The sequence below is a fragment of the Cedecea sp. P7760 genome, assembly GCF_013386425.1.
Taxonomy (GTDB): domain Bacteria; phylum Pseudomonadota; class Gammaproteobacteria; order Enterobacterales; family Enterobacteriaceae; genus Cedecea; species Cedecea selenatireducens.
This window is the reverse complement of the sequence record NZ_JACARU010000035.1, coordinates 21,854-40,058: the sequence shown is the minus strand read 5'-3', so window position 1 is coordinate 40,058 and position 18,205 is coordinate 21,854. Positions and strand designations below refer to the sequence as shown.

General features: G+C 54.6%; 20 protein-coding genes. 7 read left to right on the top strand and 13 right to left on the bottom strand.

Annotated elements, in window-relative coordinates:
- Window positions 1-342 precede the first annotated feature (342 nt).
- Together alaA and yfbR are read left to right on the top strand one after the other, a co-directional pair.
- Window positions 343-1,557, top strand: coding sequence for an alanine transaminase AlaA (gene alaA, locus HX778_RS13735; protein WP_038480855.1), 1,215 nt, complete (start codon window positions 343-345; stop codon window positions 1,555-1,557).
- Between the two features lie 76 nt (window positions 1,558-1,633).
- The gene (yfbR, locus tag HX778_RS13730) at window positions 1,634-2,233 is read left to right on the top strand and encodes a 5'-deoxynucleotidase (protein WP_038480852.1); all 600 of its coding nucleotides are present in this window, start codon (window positions 1,634-1,636) and stop codon (window positions 2,231-2,233) included.
- 82 nt (window positions 2,234-2,315) lie between these two features.
- Here yfbR and HX778_RS13725 read toward each other — a convergent pair whose 3' ends face one another.
- The 5 genes from HX778_RS13725 to HX778_RS13705 form a co-directional block, all read right to left on the bottom strand.
- Window positions 2,316-4,148, bottom strand: a complete 1,833-nt coding sequence (locus HX778_RS13725; RefSeq protein WP_038480849.1) for an SLC13 family permease — start codon at window positions 4,146-4,148, stop codon at window positions 2,316-2,318.
- Window positions 4,149-4,240: 92 nt separating this feature from the next.
- Window positions 4,241-4,936, bottom strand: coding sequence for a sugar phosphatase (locus HX778_RS13720; RefSeq protein WP_218167136.1), 696 nt, complete (start codon window positions 4,934-4,936; stop codon window positions 4,241-4,243).
- Window positions 4,914-5,408, bottom strand: coding sequence for a YfbU family protein (locus HX778_RS13715; protein ID WP_038480843.1), 495 nt, complete (start codon window positions 5,406-5,408; stop codon window positions 4,914-4,916). Before HX778_RS13715 ends, HX778_RS13720 begins: the two co-directional genes overlap by 23 nt.
- Before the next feature lie 95 nt (window positions 5,409-5,503).
- On the bottom strand, window positions 5,504-5,959 hold the full coding sequence (gene yfbV / locus HX778_RS13710; protein ID WP_038480841.1) for a terminus macrodomain insulation protein YfbV: 456 nt from the start codon (window positions 5,957-5,959) through the stop codon (window positions 5,504-5,506).
- Between the two features lie 103 nt (window positions 5,960-6,062).
- On the bottom strand, window positions 6,063-6,218 hold the full coding sequence (locus HX778_RS13705) for a hypothetical protein (RefSeq protein WP_176982329.1): 156 nt from the start codon (window positions 6,216-6,218) through the stop codon (window positions 6,063-6,065).
- Window positions 6,219-6,296: 78 nt separating this feature from the next.
- Here HX778_RS13705 and ackA point away from each other — a divergent pair, with 78 nt between their 5' ends.
- Both ackA and pta read left to right on the top strand, forming a co-directional pair.
- On the top strand, window positions 6,297-7,499 hold the full coding sequence (gene ackA / locus HX778_RS13700) for an acetate kinase (RefSeq protein ID WP_038480838.1): 1,203 nt from the start codon (window positions 6,297-6,299) through the stop codon (window positions 7,497-7,499).
- A gap of 85 nt (window positions 7,500-7,584) precedes the next feature.
- On the top strand, window positions 7,585-9,726 hold the full coding sequence (gene pta, locus HX778_RS13695; protein WP_038483321.1) for a phosphate acetyltransferase: 2,142 nt from the start codon (window positions 7,585-7,587) through the stop codon (window positions 9,724-9,726).
- Window positions 9,727-9,783: 57 nt separating this feature from the next.
- On the opposite strand, the gene HX778_RS13690 is transcribed toward pta, so the two are convergent.
- The 5 genes from HX778_RS13690 to HX778_RS13670 form a co-directional block, all read right to left on the bottom strand.
- Window positions 9,784-10,737, bottom strand: coding sequence for a transketolase family protein (locus HX778_RS13690; protein ID WP_176982328.1), 954 nt, complete (start codon window positions 10,735-10,737; stop codon window positions 9,784-9,786).
- The gene (locus HX778_RS13685; protein ID WP_176982327.1) at window positions 10,730-11,563 is read right to left on the bottom strand and encodes a transketolase; all 834 of its coding nucleotides are present in this window, start codon (window positions 11,561-11,563) and stop codon (window positions 10,730-10,732) included. The genes HX778_RS13690 and HX778_RS13685 overlap by 8 nt, the downstream gene beginning before the upstream one ends.
- Entirely contained in the window at window positions 11,563-12,954 is a 1,392-nt protein-coding gene (locus tag HX778_RS13680; RefSeq protein ID WP_038480828.1) for a PTS ascorbate transporter subunit IIC, read from the bottom strand. Before HX778_RS13680 ends, HX778_RS13685 begins: the two co-directional genes overlap by 1 nt.
- Window positions 12,955-12,975: 21 nt before the next feature.
- Entirely contained in the window at window positions 12,976-13,248 is a 273-nt protein-coding gene (locus HX778_RS13675; RefSeq protein WP_038480825.1) for a PTS sugar transporter subunit IIB, read from the bottom strand.
- Window positions 13,249-13,333: 85 nt separating this feature from the next.
- Entirely contained in the window at window positions 13,334-13,777 is a 444-nt protein-coding gene (locus HX778_RS13670) for a PTS sugar transporter subunit IIA (protein ID WP_038480822.1), read from the bottom strand.
- Window positions 13,778-14,034: 257 nt separating this feature from the next.
- Between HX778_RS13670 and HX778_RS13665 the strand changes: the two genes are divergently transcribed.
- Window positions 14,035-15,054 (top strand): LacI family DNA-binding transcriptional regulator, encoded by a 1,020-nt coding sequence (locus HX778_RS13665; protein WP_176982326.1) that lies wholly within the window; start codon window positions 14,035-14,037, stop codon window positions 15,052-15,054.
- 57 nt (window positions 15,055-15,111) lie between these two features.
- On the opposite strand, the gene yfcD is transcribed toward HX778_RS13665, so the two are convergent.
- From yfcD to yfcF, 3 genes are read right to left on the bottom strand one after another with little or no spacing between them, the layout of a single operon-like run.
- A complete protein-coding gene (gene yfcD, locus HX778_RS13660) occupies window positions 15,112-15,654 on the bottom strand; it encodes an NUDIX hydrolase YfcD (protein WP_038480816.1) in 543 nt (180 codons plus the stop codon).
- 58 nt (window positions 15,655-15,712) lie between these two features.
- Window positions 15,713-16,264, bottom strand: a complete 552-nt coding sequence (gene yfcE, locus HX778_RS13655) for a phosphodiesterase (protein ID WP_176982325.1) — start codon at window positions 16,262-16,264, stop codon at window positions 15,713-15,715.
- Window positions 16,265-16,321: 57 nt separating this feature from the next.
- The gene (yfcF, locus tag HX778_RS13650; protein ID WP_176982331.1) at window positions 16,322-16,966 is read right to left on the bottom strand and encodes a glutathione transferase; all 645 of its coding nucleotides are present in this window, start codon (window positions 16,964-16,966) and stop codon (window positions 16,322-16,324) included.
- Between the two features lie 152 nt (window positions 16,967-17,118).
- On the opposite strand from yfcF, the gene yfcG reads away from it, so the two are divergent.
- Both yfcG and folX read left to right on the top strand, forming a co-directional pair.
- Window positions 17,119-17,748 (top strand): GSH-dependent disulfide bond oxidoreductase, encoded by a 630-nt coding sequence (yfcG, locus tag HX778_RS13645; RefSeq protein WP_176982324.1) that lies wholly within the window; start codon window positions 17,119-17,121, stop codon window positions 17,746-17,748.
- Window positions 17,749-17,825: 77 nt separating this feature from the next.
- Window positions 17,826-18,185 carry a dihydroneopterin triphosphate 2'-epimerase gene (gene folX, locus HX778_RS13640; protein WP_176982330.1) on the top strand — a complete coding sequence of 120 codons (360 nt, stop codon included), beginning with the start codon at window positions 17,826-17,828 and terminating at the stop codon, window positions 18,183-18,185.
- Window positions 18,186-18,205 lie beyond the last annotated feature (20 nt).

The window sequence follows — 18,205 nt, the reverse complement described above, 5'->3', positions numbered from 1 at the left end:
CTGTCATTAATCTCTTAATGTTTCAGCCATGAATATTAATTTTTCCTTATGTTTGTCGACAACCGACTTACGCCAGCAGCACCTCTCACTCAGGAAAGCGCCAGAGGCAGTGAATAGCATCATTCACAAAGAACAAGGCAGTTAATAATGCTAACAAAAATCAAATTATAAGTTATTTTGTTTTCCTATTTTTATAAAATGCCATATCGCTTATACATTGTGCTGTAAAGATAAATTGCATTTCTTCTGGCTCCAACCTTCAAATCTCGCTGCAGCAGGAGTACATTGTGACGGTGCGCTTCCACGGCAGGACGCGAAATTAACAACAAAGGTCGAAGCTTCATGTCCCCCATCGAAAAATCCAGCAAACTTGATAATGTCTGTTATGACATCCGTGGCCCGGTTCTCAAAGAGGCAAAACGCCTTGAAGAAGAAGGCAATAAAGTGCTTAAGCTCAACATAGGGAACCCCGCGCCGTTTGGTTTTGAAGCGCCGGATGAAATCCTTGTTGATGTGATCCGCAATCTTCCTACCGCTCAGGGATATTGCGACTCCAAAGGGCTGTTTTCCGCCCGTAAAGCCATTATGCAGCACTATCAGGCGCGTGGGATGCGGGATGTCACCACGGAAGATATCTATATTGGTAACGGCGTTTCTGAACTGATCGTTCAGTCCATGCAGGCGCTGCTCAACAGCGGCGATGAAATGCTGGTTCCGGCACCGGACTATCCTCTCTGGACCGCCGCCGTCTCACTCTCTAGCGGCAAAGCGGTGCACTACCTTTGCGATGAAGAGTCCGACTGGTTCCCGGACCTCGACGATATCCGCGCAAAAATCACGCCCCGCACGCGCGGCATCGTGATTATCAACCCGAACAACCCTACCGGGGCCGTTTACTCTAAAGAACTGCTTTTAGAGATTGTTGAGATTGCCCGTCAACACAATCTCATCATCTTTGCCGATGAGATTTACGACAAAATTCTTTATGACGACGCCGAGCATCATTCCATTGCCGCGCTGGCCCCGGATCTGCTGACGATTACCTTTAACGGCCTGTCAAAGACCTACCGCGTTGCCGGTTTCCGTCAGGGCTGGATGGTGCTTAACGGACCGAAAAAGCACGCTAAAGGCTATATTGAAGGTCTGGAAATGCTGGCCTCCATGCGCCTGTGCGCCAACGTTCCTGCCCAACATGCGATTCAAACCGCGCTGGGAGGCTACCAGAGCATCAGCGAATTTATCGTACCCGGCGGCCGCCTGTACGAACAGCGCAACCGCGCCTGGGAATTGATCAACGAGATCCCCGGCGTCTCCTGCGTTAAGCCTCGCGGCGCGCTGTATATGTTCCCGAAAATTGACGCGAAGCGCTTCAATATTCATGACGACCAGAAGATGGTGCTGGACTTCCTGCTGCAGGAAAAAGTTCTGCTGGTTCAGGGTACAGCCTTTAACTGGCCGTGGCCGGATCACGTGCGTATTGTTACGCTGCCGCGCGTTGACGACTTAGAAATGTCGATTGCCAAACTTGGGCGTTTCCTAGGCCATTACCACCAGTAAGCCCGTCGGGGGACATTTGCAATGTCCCCCTTCTCCCCTCACAATGACGCCACCGAGTTGTAACCGCGAGAACGTCATGAGTCAGAGCCATTTCTTTGCCCACCTCTCCCGCCTGAAACTGATCAACCGCTGGCCGCTGATGCGCAACGTCCGCACCGAAAATGTGTCCGAACACAGCCTGCAGGTCGCCATGGTTGCCCACGCGCTCGCCGCCATCAAGAATCGCAAGTTTAACGGCAACGTTAACGCGGAGAGAATCGCGCTTCTGGCGATGTACCACGACGCCAGCGAAGTGCTGACCGGGGATTTGCCCACGCCGGTAAAATACTTCAATTCGCAAATCGCGCACGAATACAAAGCCATTGAAAAGATTGCCCAGCAGAAGCTGATTGACATGGTGCCGGAAGAGCTGCGCGACATCTGGGCTCCGCTGATAGATGAGCACAGCTACAGCGAAGAAGAGAAAGCGCTGGTGAAACAGGCAGATGCGTTATGCGCTTACCTGAAATGTCTGGAAGAGCTGTCGGCAGGCAATAACGAGTTCCTGCTGGCGAAAAGCCGTCTGGAAAAAACGCTGGCCGACCGCCACAGCCCGGAAATGGACTACTTCATGCAGGTCTTTGTGCCAAGTTTCCAGCTTTCGCTGGATGAGATAAGCCAGGATTCACCGCTTTAAACACTTCCCCTCTGCCGAAGCGAAATCAGGATAATGTTTTCCCCTTCTCCCTTACAGGGAGAAGGCCGTGTGAGAGTAAGTATCAGAACGGAAACAGCATCGGCACCATCACTACGCTCACGATCATCACAATGACGGTAAACGGCACGCCGAGCTTAACGAAGTCGCTAAATTTATAGTTCCCTGGCCCCAGCACCAGCGTGTTCACAGGCGATGATACGGGCGTCATAAACGCCGCAGAGGCAGCCATCGCCACAATCATCGCGAACGGATAAGGTGAAACGCCCATCGATTTAGCGGCAGCCAGGGCGATAGGTGCCATCAGTACCGCCGTCGCGGTATTGGAGATAAACAACCCGATGGTTGCACACATCACAAACAGGCAAACCAGCATGATGTAAGGCCCATATCCGCCACCGAACTCCATCAGCCCATGAACGATTAAATCCACCCCGCCGGTTTTCTGCAACGCCAGCGCAAAAGGCATCATCCCGACAATCAGAATAATGCTCGGCCAGTGAATCGCCTTATAGGCGCTTTCCATATCAATACAGCGGAACTTGCCCATCAGCATGCAGGCGATAATCGCGGCAATAGGGTTGGGTATCTCGTCGGTCAGCATGAGCGCGACCATTAGCGCCAGGCAGAAAATTGCGTGCGGCGCCTGGCTGTGTGCCGGAGAAGCATCCCGCTCTTCCACCGGCAGATTGAGCACCAGGAAATCACGATTTTGCTGTGAAAGCTGGTTAATCAGCTTCCAGTCGCCGACGACCAGAATAATATCCCCCAGTTGAATGGGCTCATCCACCAGCAGCCCTTCCATTGCCTTACCGTCTCGCCGCAGGCCAACAACGTTGAGACCGTAGCGGGTTCGGAAGGCGATTTCTCGCAAAGTCTGCCCGGTCAGTTCCGATTCGGGTAAAAGCGATACTTCAGCCATGCCCACATCCAACGCCTGATCCGAGAAATACTCGCCGCGCAGCACCATCGGCTCGAGCATTTGTTCGCTGCAAAACTCACGTAAATCAACGTCCGAGGCGGACATATCGATCAGTAGAACGTCACGCGCGCGGAACTCGGTCACGCCGGTCACATTAACGATAACGCGGCGGAACTTGCGCCACCGTTCAAGACCGATAACGTTAGCCCCGTAGCGCTCACGCAGCTTCAAATCATCCAGCCGGTGGCCGACCATCGGCGAACCGGGGCGAATAGCCAGCCGTCGCGCCCGCCCGGTCAGGCGATATTCTTTAATCAAGTCGCGGAAAGAACGGCGCTTCCAGCTCTCTTTTCCCGCCTCATCGCCCTGCCCTTTAAGCGCAAAACGCACCACCAGCATATAAAGGATGCCAAGCACCAATACTGCCAGGCCAATCGGCGTCACGCTAAAGAACTGGAAGCCTTCCAGCCCTTCGCGCAGCAGCTCACTATTGATAACAAGATTAGGCGGCGTGGCGACGATGGTCATCATGCCGCTGATAAGCCCGGCGAAACTAAGCGGCATCATCAATCTGGAGGGGGAAATTTTCATGCGCATTGAAACGCTGATAACCACCGGAATAAAAATGGCCACCACGCCGGTAGAACTCATAAAGGCACCCAATCCGGCTACCGTCACCATCAGCAGGATCAGCATTTTGGTTTCGCTGCTGCCCGCCACGTCCACCAGCCAGCTGCCCATTTTGGTTGCGACGCCGGTACGCACCAGCCCGTCACCAATAATGAACAGCGCGGCAATCAGGATAACGTTGGGATCGCTGAACCCTGAAAAGGCCTCGCTAAGGCTTAACGTCCCGCTGAGGACAAAAGCGACAATCACCAACAGAGCCACCGCGTCCATACGCATCTTTCCGGTAGCGAACAGCAGGACAGCAACCCCCAGCAACGACAACACCCAAATGAGTTCCGAATTCAAAACGAGTCCCTGAATGGCTGATTATTGGTGAATTGAATGTAGATGAGAATGCCATAAAAAAAACCCCGCAAATGCGGGGTTAAATCATGGGATTAGTGTTTTCTTAACACTTCGACCGTGCCGTCCGGCGATTTCTGGACCAGCAGCTCGCTAAGGGAGGCGAGGACATAGTCCACGTGTTCAAGCCGTGGCGTATCCGCCGGGGCGTTAACCGCAATCACGTGGCAGCCAGCAGCAAGTCCGGAAAGCACGCCGGCGGGCGCATCTTCAACGACTACGCACTCTTCCGGCTCGAGCCCAAGCAGCTGAGCACCGAGCAAATAGGCGTCAGGTTCAGGTTTCCCGCGCGCCACTCGCTCGGCCGTCACAAAGACTTCCGGCTCGGGCAGGCCACCCGCCAGGCGACGAGCGGACGCTACCGGCACAGAACCTGAAGTGACGATAGCCCATGGAATACCGGCTTCGTTAAGGTGAGCCAAAAGCTCCGCAGCCCCAGGCAAGGCAACGATACCGTCGGTATCTTCAGACTCCAGCTTCTCGAGGCGCAGGAACTCCTGCTGAATTTCTTCCTCGGAGGCACCGGCCATAAAATGGCGCAGTGAGGTAATCGCCTGCTTGCCGTGGATGAAGCCCAAGACTTCTTCCGGGGAAATATTAAAACGCTTTGCCCAGTTTACCCACGCGCGCTCGACGGCAGGAAGGGAGTCAACCAGCGTACCATCCAAATCAAACAAGAAACCTTTACACTTCACTACGCGTCTCTCCTCAGGCGTTAATAATCTGCGCAATCTCGTTGGCGCTTAAGTGATACTGACGCGGGCAGGCATGCCACACCTTCAGCATTCGTTGGTATTTGTCCCACATTGGGGTTTGGGCGTTAAAGCCGTGGGTGCCGGCATCGAAATGGGTATAGCGGCCTTCAATGTTCACCATAAAGCGAACATAGCCCAGGAAGCGGGCTTCGGTGGCGGCATCAAAGCCCATAAAGGTGACGCGACGTTCGTCGATGTCCTGGCTGTCTTTCAGGTTGGTCCAGGAAACGTGCAGCGCGTGATACATCTCCATGATGTCGATAACGATGCGGCAGGTTTCTTCCTTCAGCTCGCCAAACTCGCGATCCAGCTCGCGCATTTGCAGACCATAGCCGCGTTCGATGATGGTTTGCAGGCGACGATAGCGCTCGGCGTTATCCGGGTCCATCATCGTCATCATCTTATACTGGTTGGATAAAATCAGACGTTGCGCGTTAGTCATTTCCATTTCCTGACTCCTTTGGTGCATGGAAAAATCCAGGTTATGACGAAGATAACCTGTAAGAAAGTATGCCTTCCTTTATATGCGCAACCGTAGGGTAATTACAAATCATCCAGGAAAGTTTTATCCAGCTGTTTGAACGCGCGCTTGAGCACGTCTGCCAGCGCCTGGTAGTCCGGCTTGCCTTCAACCGGGGCCAGCGCCTGACCTGCTTCCTGCAGTTTCATACGAACTTCATAAAACCATTGTAAGGTCGAAGGCGGTAACGGCGTGACCGAGCGCTTGCCGAGCCACCACAGTCCTTGCATTGGCAGGCTACAGGCAAAAAGTGCCGTGGCCACCGCGGGGCCAAGCTGGCCGCCCAGCGCGATTTGCCAGGTCAGCGTAAACACCGCCAGCGGCGGCATAAAACGTATGGCGTACCGGGTGGCACGAATCACACGATTTTCGATAAATACCGGTGACAGGCGCTTATCCAGCGGCCAGGTCTTCGAGTAGTGCTGCCCACGTCCGAACAGGCTAAACCAGCTAACATGGCTATTCTGGGGTGTCGACATGGCTCATACCTCAACTCTACATATAAAAAATAAAATAATTTTGCAACTCAGCAACTCTCAATGACATCGTTCAAAAAATTTTGTCTTTACGAGCCTCTATCTGCTACCCTGTGCCGGCCTTGATGGCCGTAGTGGGGAAACCACATGCTGTCAAACATTCTTTTACATCGCCGTGACCTGCAGCTTCGGGAATATGGCGTAAACTCTGAGTAATTTTATTCGCCATGCCGAAAAACGCTTCTGGCATGACGTTAATCATAAATGTCCGCGTCATCATGCGCTACGCTGATAGACTAACTGACGTTTTTTTAGCCACGTATCAAAAATAGGTACTTCCATGTCGAGTAAGCTAGTACTGGTTCTGAACTGCGGTAGCTCATCACTTAAATTCGCAATTATCGATGCCGTAAACGGTGAAGAGTACCTTTCTGGTTTAGCAGAGTGTTTCCACCTTCCTGAAGCCCGCATCAAATGGAAACTGGACGGCGCTAAACAAGAAGCGGCTCTGGGTGCAGGTGCCGCTCACAGCGAAGCTCTTAACTTCATCGTTAATAAGATTCTGGCAGAAAAACCAGAATTGTCCGCTCAGCTGACCGCAATTGGTCACCGTATCGTACACGGCGGTGAAAAATACACCAGCTCCGTTGTTATCGATGATTCCGTGATTCAGGGTATCAAAGATTCTGCCTCTTTTGCACCGCTGCATAACCCTGCACACCTGATCGGTATCGCTGAAGCCCTGAAATCCTTCCCTAACCTGGCTGATAAAAACGTTGCCGTGTTCGACACCGCGTTCCATCAGACCATGCCGGAAGAATCTTTCCTCTACGCTCTGCCGTACAAACTGTACAAAGAGCACGGCGTTCGTCGCTACGGCGCACACGGCACCAGCCACTTCTACGTGACTCAGGAAGCCGCAAAAATGCTGAACAAGCCGGTTGATGAACTGAACATCATCACCTGCCACCTGGGCAACGGCGGTTCCGTTTCTGCAATCCGTAACGGTAAATGCGTTGATACCTCCATGGGTCTGACCCCGCTGGAAGGTCTGGTCATGGGTACCCGCTCCGGCGACATCGACCCGGCTATTATCTTCCACCTGCACGATGCCCTGGGCATGAGCGTGGAAGACATCAACAAAATGCTGACCAAAGAGTCCGGCCTGCTGGGTCTGACCGAAGTCACCAGCGACTGCCGCTACGTTGAAGACAACTACGCAACGAAAGAAGACGCTAAACGTGCAATGGACGTTTACTGCCACCGTCTGGCGAAATACATCGGCTCCTACACTGCGCTGATGGAAGGTCGTCTGGACGCCGTTGTCTTCACCGGTGGTATCGGTGAAAACGCCGCCATGGTACGTGAACTGTCCCTGGGCAAACTGGGCGTACTGGGCTTCGAAGTTGATCACGAGCGCAACCTGGCTGCACGTTTCGGCAAGTCTGGCTTCATCAACAAGGAAGGCACCCGCCCGGCGGTGGTTATCACCACCAACGAAGAGCTGGTCATCGCTCAGGATGCATCCCGCCTGACCGCCTGATTCCCTCACCGCCAGCCTTAGCTGGCGGTGTTGTTTTCTGAGTCGAGTGAGCATCCCTGCTCGCGAAAACGAAAGAGGTTATACCGTGTCCCGTACTATTATGCTGATCCCTACCGGAACCAGCGTCGGCCTTACCAGCGTAAGCCTTGGCGTTATCCGTGCTATGGAACAAAAAGGCGTTCGTCTGAGCGTCTTCAAACCTATCGCCCAGCCGCGTACCGGTGGCGATAGCCCGGACCAGACCACCAGCATCATCCGCGCTAACTCCACCATCCCGGCCGCCGAGCCGCTGAACATGGGCCACGTAGAGTCCCTGCTGTCCAGCAATCAGCAGGACGTGCTGATGGAAGAGATCATCGCCAACTACCACGCCAGCAGCAAAGATGCTGAAGTCGTTCTGGTTGAAGGCCTGGTGCCGACCCGCAAACACCAGTTTGCTCAGGCGCTGAACTATGAAATCGCCAAAACCCTGAATGCGGAAATCGTCTTCGTAATGTCTCTGGGCAATGACTCTCCGGAGCAGCTGAAAGAGCGTATCGAACTGACCAGCAGCAGCTTCGGCGGCAGCAAAAACACCAACATCACCGGCGTTATCATTAACAAACTGAACGCCCCGGTTGATGAGCAGGGTCGTACCCGTCCGGACCTGTCCGAGATCTTCGACGACTCCAGCAAAGCGAGCATCGCTAACATCGATCCTAAGCAGCTGTTTGCCGACAGCCCGCTGCCGGTTCTGGGTTGCGTGCCGTGGAGCTTCGAACTGATTGCTACCCGCGCCATCGATATGGCTCGCCACCTGAACGCGACCGTCATTAACGAAGGTGACATCAATACTCGCCGCGTGAAGTCCGTGACTTTCTGTGCGCGCAGCATTCCGCACATGCTGGAACACTTCCGCCCTGGTTCTCTGCTGGTCACCTCCGCAGATCGCCCGGACGTGCTGGTTGCCGCCTGCCTGGCTGCAATGAACGGCGTTGAAATTGGCGCCATCCTGCTGACCGGCGGTTACGAAATGGACCCACGCATCAGCAAGCTGTGCGAGCGTGCTTTCGCTACCGGCCTGCCGCTGTTCATGGTTGACACCAACACCTGGCAGACCTCTCTGAGCCTGCAGAGCTTCAACCTGGAAGTCCCAACCGACGACCATCAGCGTATCGAAAAAGTGCAGGAATATGTGGCCAGCCACATCGATGCGAACTGGATCGAATCCCTGACCGCGACCTCCGAGCGCAGCCGTCGTCTGTCTCCTCCAGCGTTCCGTTACCAGCTGACCGAACTGGCTCGTAAAGCCGGTAAACGCGTTGTGCTGCCGGAAGGCGACGAGCCGCGTACCGTTAAAGCAGCGGCTATCTGTGCTGAACGTGGTATCGCGACCTGTGTGCTGCTGGGTAACCCGGATGAAATCACCCGTGTTGCTGCGGCGCAGGGCGTTGAGCTGGGCGCAGGCATCGAAATCGTCGATCCAGAAGTGGTTCGCGAAAGCTACGTTGCCCGCCTGGTTGAGCTGCGTAAGAGCAAGGGCATGACCGAAGCCGTTGCCCGCGAACAGCTGGAAGACAACGTTGTGCTTGGCACCCTGATGCTCGAGCAGGACGAAGTTGACGGCCTGGTTTCCGGTGCGGTTCACACCACCGCGAACACCATCCGTCCGCCGCTGCAGCTGATCAAAACTGCACCAGGCAGTTCTCTGGTGTCTTCCGTGTTCTTCATGCTGCTGCCTGAACAAGTTTACGTTTACGGCGACTGTGCGATTAACCCGGATCCAACCGCAGAACAGCTGGCAGAAATCGCGATTCAGTCCGCTGACTCCGCTGCCGCTTTCGGTATCGACCCACGCGTTGCAATGCTCTCCTACTCCACCGGTAACTCCGGCGCAGGTAGCGACGTTGAGAAAGTGCGTGAAGCTACCCGTATCGCTCAGGAAAAACGCCCCGATCTGGTCATCGACGGCCCACTGCAGTATGACGCTGCGGTAATGGCTGACGTGGCTAAGTCTAAGGCACCAAACTCCCCTGTTGCGGGCCGTGCGACCGTGTTCATCTTCCCTGACCTGAACACCGGTAACACCACCTATAAAGCGGTACAGCGTTCTGCAGACCTGATCTCCATCGGGCCAATGCTGCAGGGTATGCGCAAGCCGGTTAACGACCTGTCCCGTGGCGCGCTGGTTGACGATATCGTCTACACCATCGCTCTGACCGCGATTCAGTCCGCTCAGCAAGAGTAAGCCAGCTGAGACGTAAAAAGGCAGCCACCTGGCTGCCTTTTTTATTGCTTTAGCCCTCTACAGTAGCTCTTTAGCCGCCTTCACAATATCGGCCGCCGTCAGGCCATATTCCTGCTGCAGGAAGTCCTGAGTGCCAACCTGGCCGTAACGCTCCTTCACGCCCACTCTTCGCATCGGCACAGGGCAGGTTTCCACCAGAACTTCCGCCACCGCTGACCCCAGTCCGTTGTGAATACTGTGGTTTTCACAGGTGACGATGCGCCCGGTTTTCTCGGCGTAGTTCTTCACCAGCATGCGGTCGACAGGCTTGAGGGTGAACATGTCGATCACCGCCGCGCTGACGCCCTCCAGCTCAAGCTGCTGAGCGGCTTTTAGCGCTTCTGCAACCATAATCCCGTTGGCTATCAGCGTAATGTCCGTGCCTTCGCGCAGCACGTTGCCTTTGCCGATGGTGAAGGTCGAGCCTTCCTCATAAACGGTAGCCGCCTGCTTACGAATAGTGCGCACCCAGTAGAAACCTTCCAGCTCGATCAGCTGACGCAGAATGTCCTTAAACATCACCGCGTCGGTCACCTCCAGCACGATGGAGTGCGCCAGCCCACGCACAATGCCCATATCTTCGAACGACATATGGGTACCGCCGTTATGGCAGGCCGTTACCCCGGCGTCAGAAGCGATAACCTTGACGTTATTGCGCTGGTAATCCAGCGACATAAACAGCTGGTCAAAGCAGCGGCGGCTGGCGAAGGCGGTAAAAGTATGAACAAACGGCTTACGCCCGGTCAGCGACAGGCCTGCCGCCACGCCAATCACGTTGGCTTCCATGATGCCGCAGTTAATCACGTGCTGCGGGTTATCTCGCTGTACGCCATCCATCGCCATCGAACTCATCAGGTCAGCTTCCAGCGCGATAATACCGCTGTCTTCGCTAATCTGCTGCTGAACAAACCCGGCATAGATTTTCCGCATCTCAACGGCGTCCTGGCCGCCGGTCTGGCTTACCTTAATCATGTTCCGCCTCCAGTTGCGCGATGGCCTGCTCCAGCGCCTGTTTTGACTGCTCCGTCAGGCGGAGATGGTGAGAGTTACCCAGTTGTTCAAGATACGGCACGCCTTGCCCCTTCACGCTGTCGAGGATCACCAGCAGAGGGCGCTGCTCGCCGCTGCGCACGGGCTTCACCGCTGCCAGCAAGCCGGCGATGTCATCCCCTTTCACCTTCACCACGTCAAAACCGAAGGCGCTAAACTTCTCTTCCAGATCGAATGCGCAGATGATTTCGTCCAGCTCGCCGTCCAGCTGTTGCTTGTTCCAGTCGACAAAAACCGTCAGGTTATTGAGGCGGTGATGAGCAATAAACTGGAAAGCCTCCCAGCACTGCCCCTCATTCAGCTCGCCGTCGCCGACGATGCTGAATACCCGGTTACGGCGCTGCGCCAGCTTGTGGGAAAGCGCAATACCGGCGGCGATAGAAATCCCCTGCCCCAGCGAACCGGTGGTGGCGTCCACGCCGCGAGTTTTCAGGCGGTCAGGGTGGCTCGGCAGGCTGGTCCCATTCTCATTCAGAGTAGCCAACTGCTCGACCGGGAAATATCCCTTCAGCGCCAGCGTGCTGTACAGCGCCGGGCCAGCATGCCCCTTCGACAGCACAAAGTAGTCGCGCTCTGCCCAGTCAGGGTCACCCGGATCGATATTCATCACCTCGCCATACAGCACCGCCAGCGTTTCCACCACCGACATGCTGCCGCCGTAGTGACCGAACCCCAGCTGCGTGAGCGCCTTCAGCGTCTCCACCCGGATATCGCGCGCAAACCGCGAGACGTCTGCCAGTTCATTCATTATTTAGCCCCCGTATTATCTTCAGTGTGTACGGCAGGAGTGCCTTTTCCTTTGCCCAGATAGTTGAACCCGACCAGTACCGCAAAGACGGCAACGACCACTGCGGTAATCGCCGCTGGTGACAGGAAGCGCGCCAGGTTGCCGAGGATAATGCCTACCACACCGAAGTCAGCGTCGGAGAACGTGGTGTTGGCGAAGCCAAGCGCCCCCAGCACAGGCAGCAGCAGAACCGGCAGGAAGGTGATCAGCAGGCCGTTGGCGAAAGAGCCCACCATTGCGCCGCGCCGGCCGCCGGTAGCGTTACCAAACACGCCAGCGGTAGCCCCGGTAAAGAAGTGAGGCACCACGCCCGGCAAAATCAGTACCAGCTTCATCTGCCCCAGCAGGAACAGCCCGACAAGACCGCCAAGGAAGCTGAACAGGAAGCCAATCAGCACGGCGTTTGGCGCGTATGGGTAAACCACCGGGCAGTCCAGCGCCGGGCGAGCATTTGGCACCAGCTTCTCGGAGAAACCGGTAAACGCCGGGACGATTTCCGCCAGAATCAAGCGCACGCCCTGCAGGATGATAAACACCCCGGCCGCAAAGGTAATTGCCTGAATAATGGAGTAAACCAGGAAGTTCTGGCCGCCGCTCAGCTTCTCTTCTACATACGTCTGGCCCGCGCAAATCGCGAGGATCATGTAGATGATTATCATGGTCAGGGAGATGGAGATTGAGCTGTCACGCAGGAAGCTCAGGTTCTTCGGCAGGTTCATCTCTTCCGTTGAGCGTGAGCCCTTGCCGCACTTGCTGCCGATCCAGCCGGACAAGACGTAGCCCAGCGTGCCGAAGTGGCCAAAACCGATGTCATCGGTGCCGGTGATACGGCGCATATAGCGCTGCGCAATGGCCGGGAAGAATGCCATGATCAGGCCAAGGATCAGCGAGCCGGTAAACACCAGCGGTACGCCTTCAAAGCCCGCCACCGTCAGGATGACGCTGATCATACACGCCATATAGAACGTATGATGGCCGGTCAGGAAGATGTACTTCAGGCGGGTAAAGCGAGCCACAATAATGTTCGCCACCATCCCGAAGGCCATGATCAACGCCGTTGATGCCCCGTATTTTTCCAGCGCGATGGAAACAATCGCTTCATTATTAGGAATAATGCCCTGGATATTAAATGCATGTTCAAACATGCCGCCCAGTGGATTCAAAGACCCCACTAATACGGTGGCACCGCCGCCCAGAACAATAAAGCCCAGAACGGTTTTAATTGAGCCCTTCACCACATCAGAAAATGACTTCTTTTGTGCCACCAGGCCAATTAATGCTATCAACCCGACGAGAATGGCCGGAACCTTTAGAATATCAACAATAAAATTCAGCGTGCCAAGGATAAACATATCCGCCTCCGCTAATTATGATTAACGACCAGCAAAATAAGCGCTAAGCTTATTTTCCAGCTCATTGATATCGATGATGTTGTTGATAACCACCAGCTGACTGTCTGGCAGGCTTGCGCTGGCGGCAATGTCTTTCGCCATCACAAATACATCAGCCGCTCCCGGTGTGGCGGAGGATAAATCAGAGTGCTCAACTTCCGCTTCAATATTGAGTTTTTTAAGCACCTTTTTAATATTCATTTCGACCATAAAGCTACTGCCCAGGCCGGAACCGCAGATTGCCATTATCTTCATCGTGTTTACCTTATATTTTTTGTAGAGTACGAGCGCATCGCATTTTTCAATGCAACGTAAAAAACCATGGTGTTAAATTAAAAAACTAGAATCGATTAATTATTTTTTGTATTTCCTCCAGGTTATTGGCCTGATGCAGTAATGCCATATCTTCGTCGCTGGAAAATAGCTCGGCGAGCGCGGAAATCATTTCAATGTGGCTGTGACTGTCGGGTGCCGCCAGCATAATAATAACGTCTACCGGATCGTTGCCTTCGGAATGAAAGCTGACGCCCTGCTTCAGCTTTAACAGAGACAGCCCAAGCCCGGTGGCGCCTTCTTCCGGCCGCGCATGCGGCATCGCCAGGCCCGGCGCCAGCACATAATAAGGCCCCAGCTTTTGATGCTGTTGCATGATGGCCGTCAGGTAATGTGGGGCAATAATTCCCGCATCCAGCAGCGGCTGGGCGCTAATTTCCAGCGCCTGCTGCCAGCTAGCGGCGTTGTCGTGAAGCTGGATAGTCCCCTGATGCAGCCATTGGTTAAGCACGATACCCTCTCGAAATCGACGTTGATGATGGGCAAACTTTATTCAACGGCCTCGGGTTTAACTGTGACTAGCATCACAAAGATAGCGCTACCAATAACTATCACTCGGTTTTGTGATAGCGCTATCAAAATGCAATCATTGTGTTAAATCGCATTAAGACACACGATTTCAGGCGTATACTTGAGCGATATTTCCCCTTCATTTTCAGGGGCCAACGTCAGCCTGGCGTTTTTCAGGTACGAGAATCAGGAATCACAATGTCCATAACCCGAAAGCGGCGTAGTACCGGTAAGGTGACGCTTGCAGATGTGGCTCAGCTCGCGGGAGTCGGAACCATGACCGTCTCGCGAGCGTTAAGAACGCCGGAGCAGGTTTCCGATAAATTACGCGAAAAAATCGAAGCGGCCGTTTCCGAACTGGGTTACATGCCAAACCTTGCGGCAAGCGCGTTGGCGTCAGCCTCTTCGTACACTATTGCGATGGTCGTACCAAGCCTGGCCGAATCAGGCTGCAACGAAATGTTTGCCGGCCTCCAGCAGGTGCTGCAGCCGGCGGGATATCAGATAGTGCTTGCGGAGTCTCAGCATCGGCTGGAGCAGGAGGAAAAGCTGCTGGAAACGCTGCTCGCCTCCAATATCGCGGCGGCGATTTTACTCAGCGTTGAGCACAGTGACACGGTGCGCGGCTGGCTCAGACATGCCAGTATTCCTGTTCTGGAGATAGGAGCCACGCGCACCGACCCGCTGGACATGAACATCGGCATTGATAACGTCGCGGCAATGTTTGAACTGACGGAAATGCTTATCCACCGTGGCTATCAGAACATCGGCCTGCTGTGCGCCAACCAGGAGCAGTGGATTTTCCAGCAGCACCTTCAGGGTTGGTACAAAGCGATGCTGCGCCACCATATGTCGCCTAACCGGGTGATCAACGCCGCTGCGCCACCGAGCTTTTCCACCGGGGCCGCACAGCTACCCGAGTTTTTGCTGGCCTGGCCGGAGCTGGATGCGCTGGTGTGCGTGTCAGATGAGCTGGCCTGCGGCGCGCTGTACGAATGCCAGCGTCGACGCATCAAAGTCCCTGACGACTTAGCCATCGTCGGGTTTGGTGACAGCGACGTAAGCCGCGTGTGTCAGCCTGCGCTAACAACCATCGCGGTACCGCATCGTAAAATTGGGATTGAGGCAGGACGGGCGCTGCTGGCGAGGATAAACGAAGAAGAGTGGGATCGCAGCCCGACTATCGCGTCTTCGCTATGTATGCGTGACAGCTGCTGATTTCCCCTCACCCTGGTCCCCTCCTTACTTGAAGAGGATCGGGGTGAGGGTAAACAATTACTCGCTCTGTTCGCTTTGAGACTCATTTTTGGCGTTGCGGGTCATCCACAGCGCCAGCGCCTTCAGCGAATCAGGGGTAAATTCGTCGCAGCGCGCGGTGATTTCTTCCGGCGACATCCAACTGACTTCGCTGACTTCTTCTTCCTGCAGCGCGAAAGGCCCGTGAGAAACACAGCTAAAGAGCCCGCCCCACACGCGACAGCTGTTGTCTTCGAAGTAGAACTGACCGTGTTCGGCAAAAGGTACGCCTGCAATACCGAGTTCCTCTTCCGCCTCACGGCGAGCAGACTCCAGCATTTGTTCATCCGCCTGCACGACTCCGCCCGCGGTGGCATCCAGCATGCCCGGCATGAAGTCTTTGATTTCGGTACGACGCTGTACCAGAATTTTGCCCATACCGTCGTGAACCACAATATAGGTCGCGCGATGACGCAGCCGCTGCGCGCGCATTTGCTCGCGGCTAGCCTGTGCGATGACCTCATTGTCTTCATTAACAATATCTACCCATTCCGTGCCGACAAAATGACTCTGTTCCACCATCGGGGAAACCTTATTCAGGGGCGCTCTTACGGCGCGTTATTGGATTAACCTGTCAACGTTACGGGGTAATGCTCACCTGTGCAATAACCCCATTACTCTCCAGCGTGCGAACGGTCAGAACGCCATCATCAAGCATCCCGTAACTGGCCTCAAAACCGCCCTTCGGTATGCTGACAGAGCCTGGATTAAACAAATAGATCTGTTCGTGCTTTTCTGCAACCGGAAGATGCGTATGGCCGAAAATCAGAACATCGCTAGCGGCCAAAGGCGGCAGGTTATCCGGATGATAGAGATGCCCGTGGGTGAGAAACAGCCGCTGCCGGGCCAGCAAAACCTGCTGCCAGGGCGCGGTGATGGGAAACTGAAGCAGCATCTGATCAACTTCGCTGTCGCAATTTCCACGTACCGCAATAATTTTATCGGCGACGCCGTTAAGGCATTGCGCTACCGCCGGGGGATTGTAGCCTTCAGGCAGCGCGTTACGCGGGCCGTGGTTCAGTATATCGCCCAATATCACCAGCCATTTCGCTTCGCTTTGCGCAAAGCGTTCCAGCACTTTTTCCGTGGCGGCTAACGAACCGTGAAGGTCCGAGGCAAACATTAGCTTCATTTATCCCTGGCTCCTGTAATGATAATCAGCCAATGATATCGAATTATCAGCCCGCCATCAGCCTGCGTTTTTCACCGACAGCGCCAGCCAAAGCTGTACCGAAGCGCGCTGCCACTGGAAGCTGGCATACTCTTTCAGCCGTTCCGGCACGTCATCCCCATTCAAAATCAGGCGGTTGAGCATCAATGCCAAATCGGTATCGGCAATCGACCACTCGCCGAATAAATTCTGCTGCCCCTCTGGAAGCAAGCGCTCTGCGGTCGCGATCAGTTTCTCCGCTGCCTGCTGACCGGCTGAACTCAGCGCGGGTTTCTTCTTACCGGCGAAAACCACGTCCGTAGAACGTTCTTCCCGGATCGGCATCAGGTCGCTGCGCAGCCACGCCTGAACCTGGCGCGCGCGGGCACGTTTTTCGATGTCATGAGGATAAATACGCTCCCACGTCGGCGGGGAAAAACGTTCCTCCAGATACTCATCAATAGCGGAGGATTCGCTGAGCACAAAATCCCCAACGGCCAGCACGGGCACGCGACGAGTGAGATCGAAGCCCTTCCAGCCCGGTTTCAAATTCTGACCGCTGGCGAGATCAACAGTTTGCAGCGAAAAGGCGAGCCCCTTCTCCTTCAGCGCAACAAAAACTGAAAGCGCATACGGGCTAAAATAGTGGCTATCGGTCCACAACGTCATGGCAGGCTGGCTCATCATATCCTCATTTATTCGCGCGTCAGGTTATTGAACATAGAGCGAAAAAACCGTTTTGTCATCCGCTTAAAACGCACCATTCCGGTGCGGCATGAGCAAAAATGCCTATACTCAAAACGTTTGTTAAAAATGTGCTAACCCCTGGAGTGACCATGATCGATCTTTATTATGCGCCTACCCCAAACGGCCATAAAATCACCCTTTTTCTCGAAGAAGCTGGCCTGGATTACAAAATCCACCGTATCGATATCGGCAAAGGCGACCAGTTCCGCCCGGCTTTCCTGGCTATCTCACCGAATAACAAAATTCCTGCCATCGTCGATAATAAGCCTGCCGACGGCGGCGAGCCTCTGAGCCTCTTTGAGTCCGGCGAAATCCTGCTTTACCTGGCCGATAAAACCGGGCTGCTCCTCAGCAAAGAACTGCGCGTCCGCCACGCCACGCTGCAGTGGCTGTTTTGGCAAGTTGGCGGCTTTGGGCCCATGCTGGGCCAGAACCACCATTTCAACCATTTTGCCCCTCAGCCCGTGCCGTATGCCATAGAGCGCTATCAGGTCGAAACCCAGCGCCTTTATGGCGTACTCAACAAACAACTTGAGAAAGCCCCGTGGCTTGGTGGCCACGATTACAGCATAGCGGACATCGCGACCTGGCCGTGGGTGGTGTCTCATGAACGCCAGCGCGTTGACCTGGCCAATTTCCCGGCGGTCAGAAACTGGTTTGAACGGATACGAACCCGACCTGCCACCGTGAAGGCTTATCAGCAGGCAGAGAAGGCGTAATCCCCGGTTCAGGTTTTTTCCCGCGCTGGTGTATCCTGTGGCGGGAAAAGACTTATAAGGAACCTGCAATGTCATCCATGCAACCAGACGCCATTATTCGCATTAAAAATCTGCGCCTGCGTACCTTTATTGGCATCAAAGAAGAAGAGATTGCCAACCGACAGGACATCGTGATTAACGTCGCGCTCCACTATCCTGCCGGCAAAGCAAGGGCCAGCGAGAACATCAACGATGCGCTGAACTACCGCACCGTGACCAAAGAGATAATTCAGCTGGTCGAGAATAACCGCTTCTCGCTGCTGGAAAAATTAACTCAGGATGTGCTGAATATCGCATGTGCTCATCCCTGGGTGACATATGCTGAAGTGGAGATCGATAAACTTCACGCGCTCCGCTACGCCGACTCGGTATCCATGACCCTGAGCTGGCGGCGATAAGCGCTTTCTGGTGGGAGGTA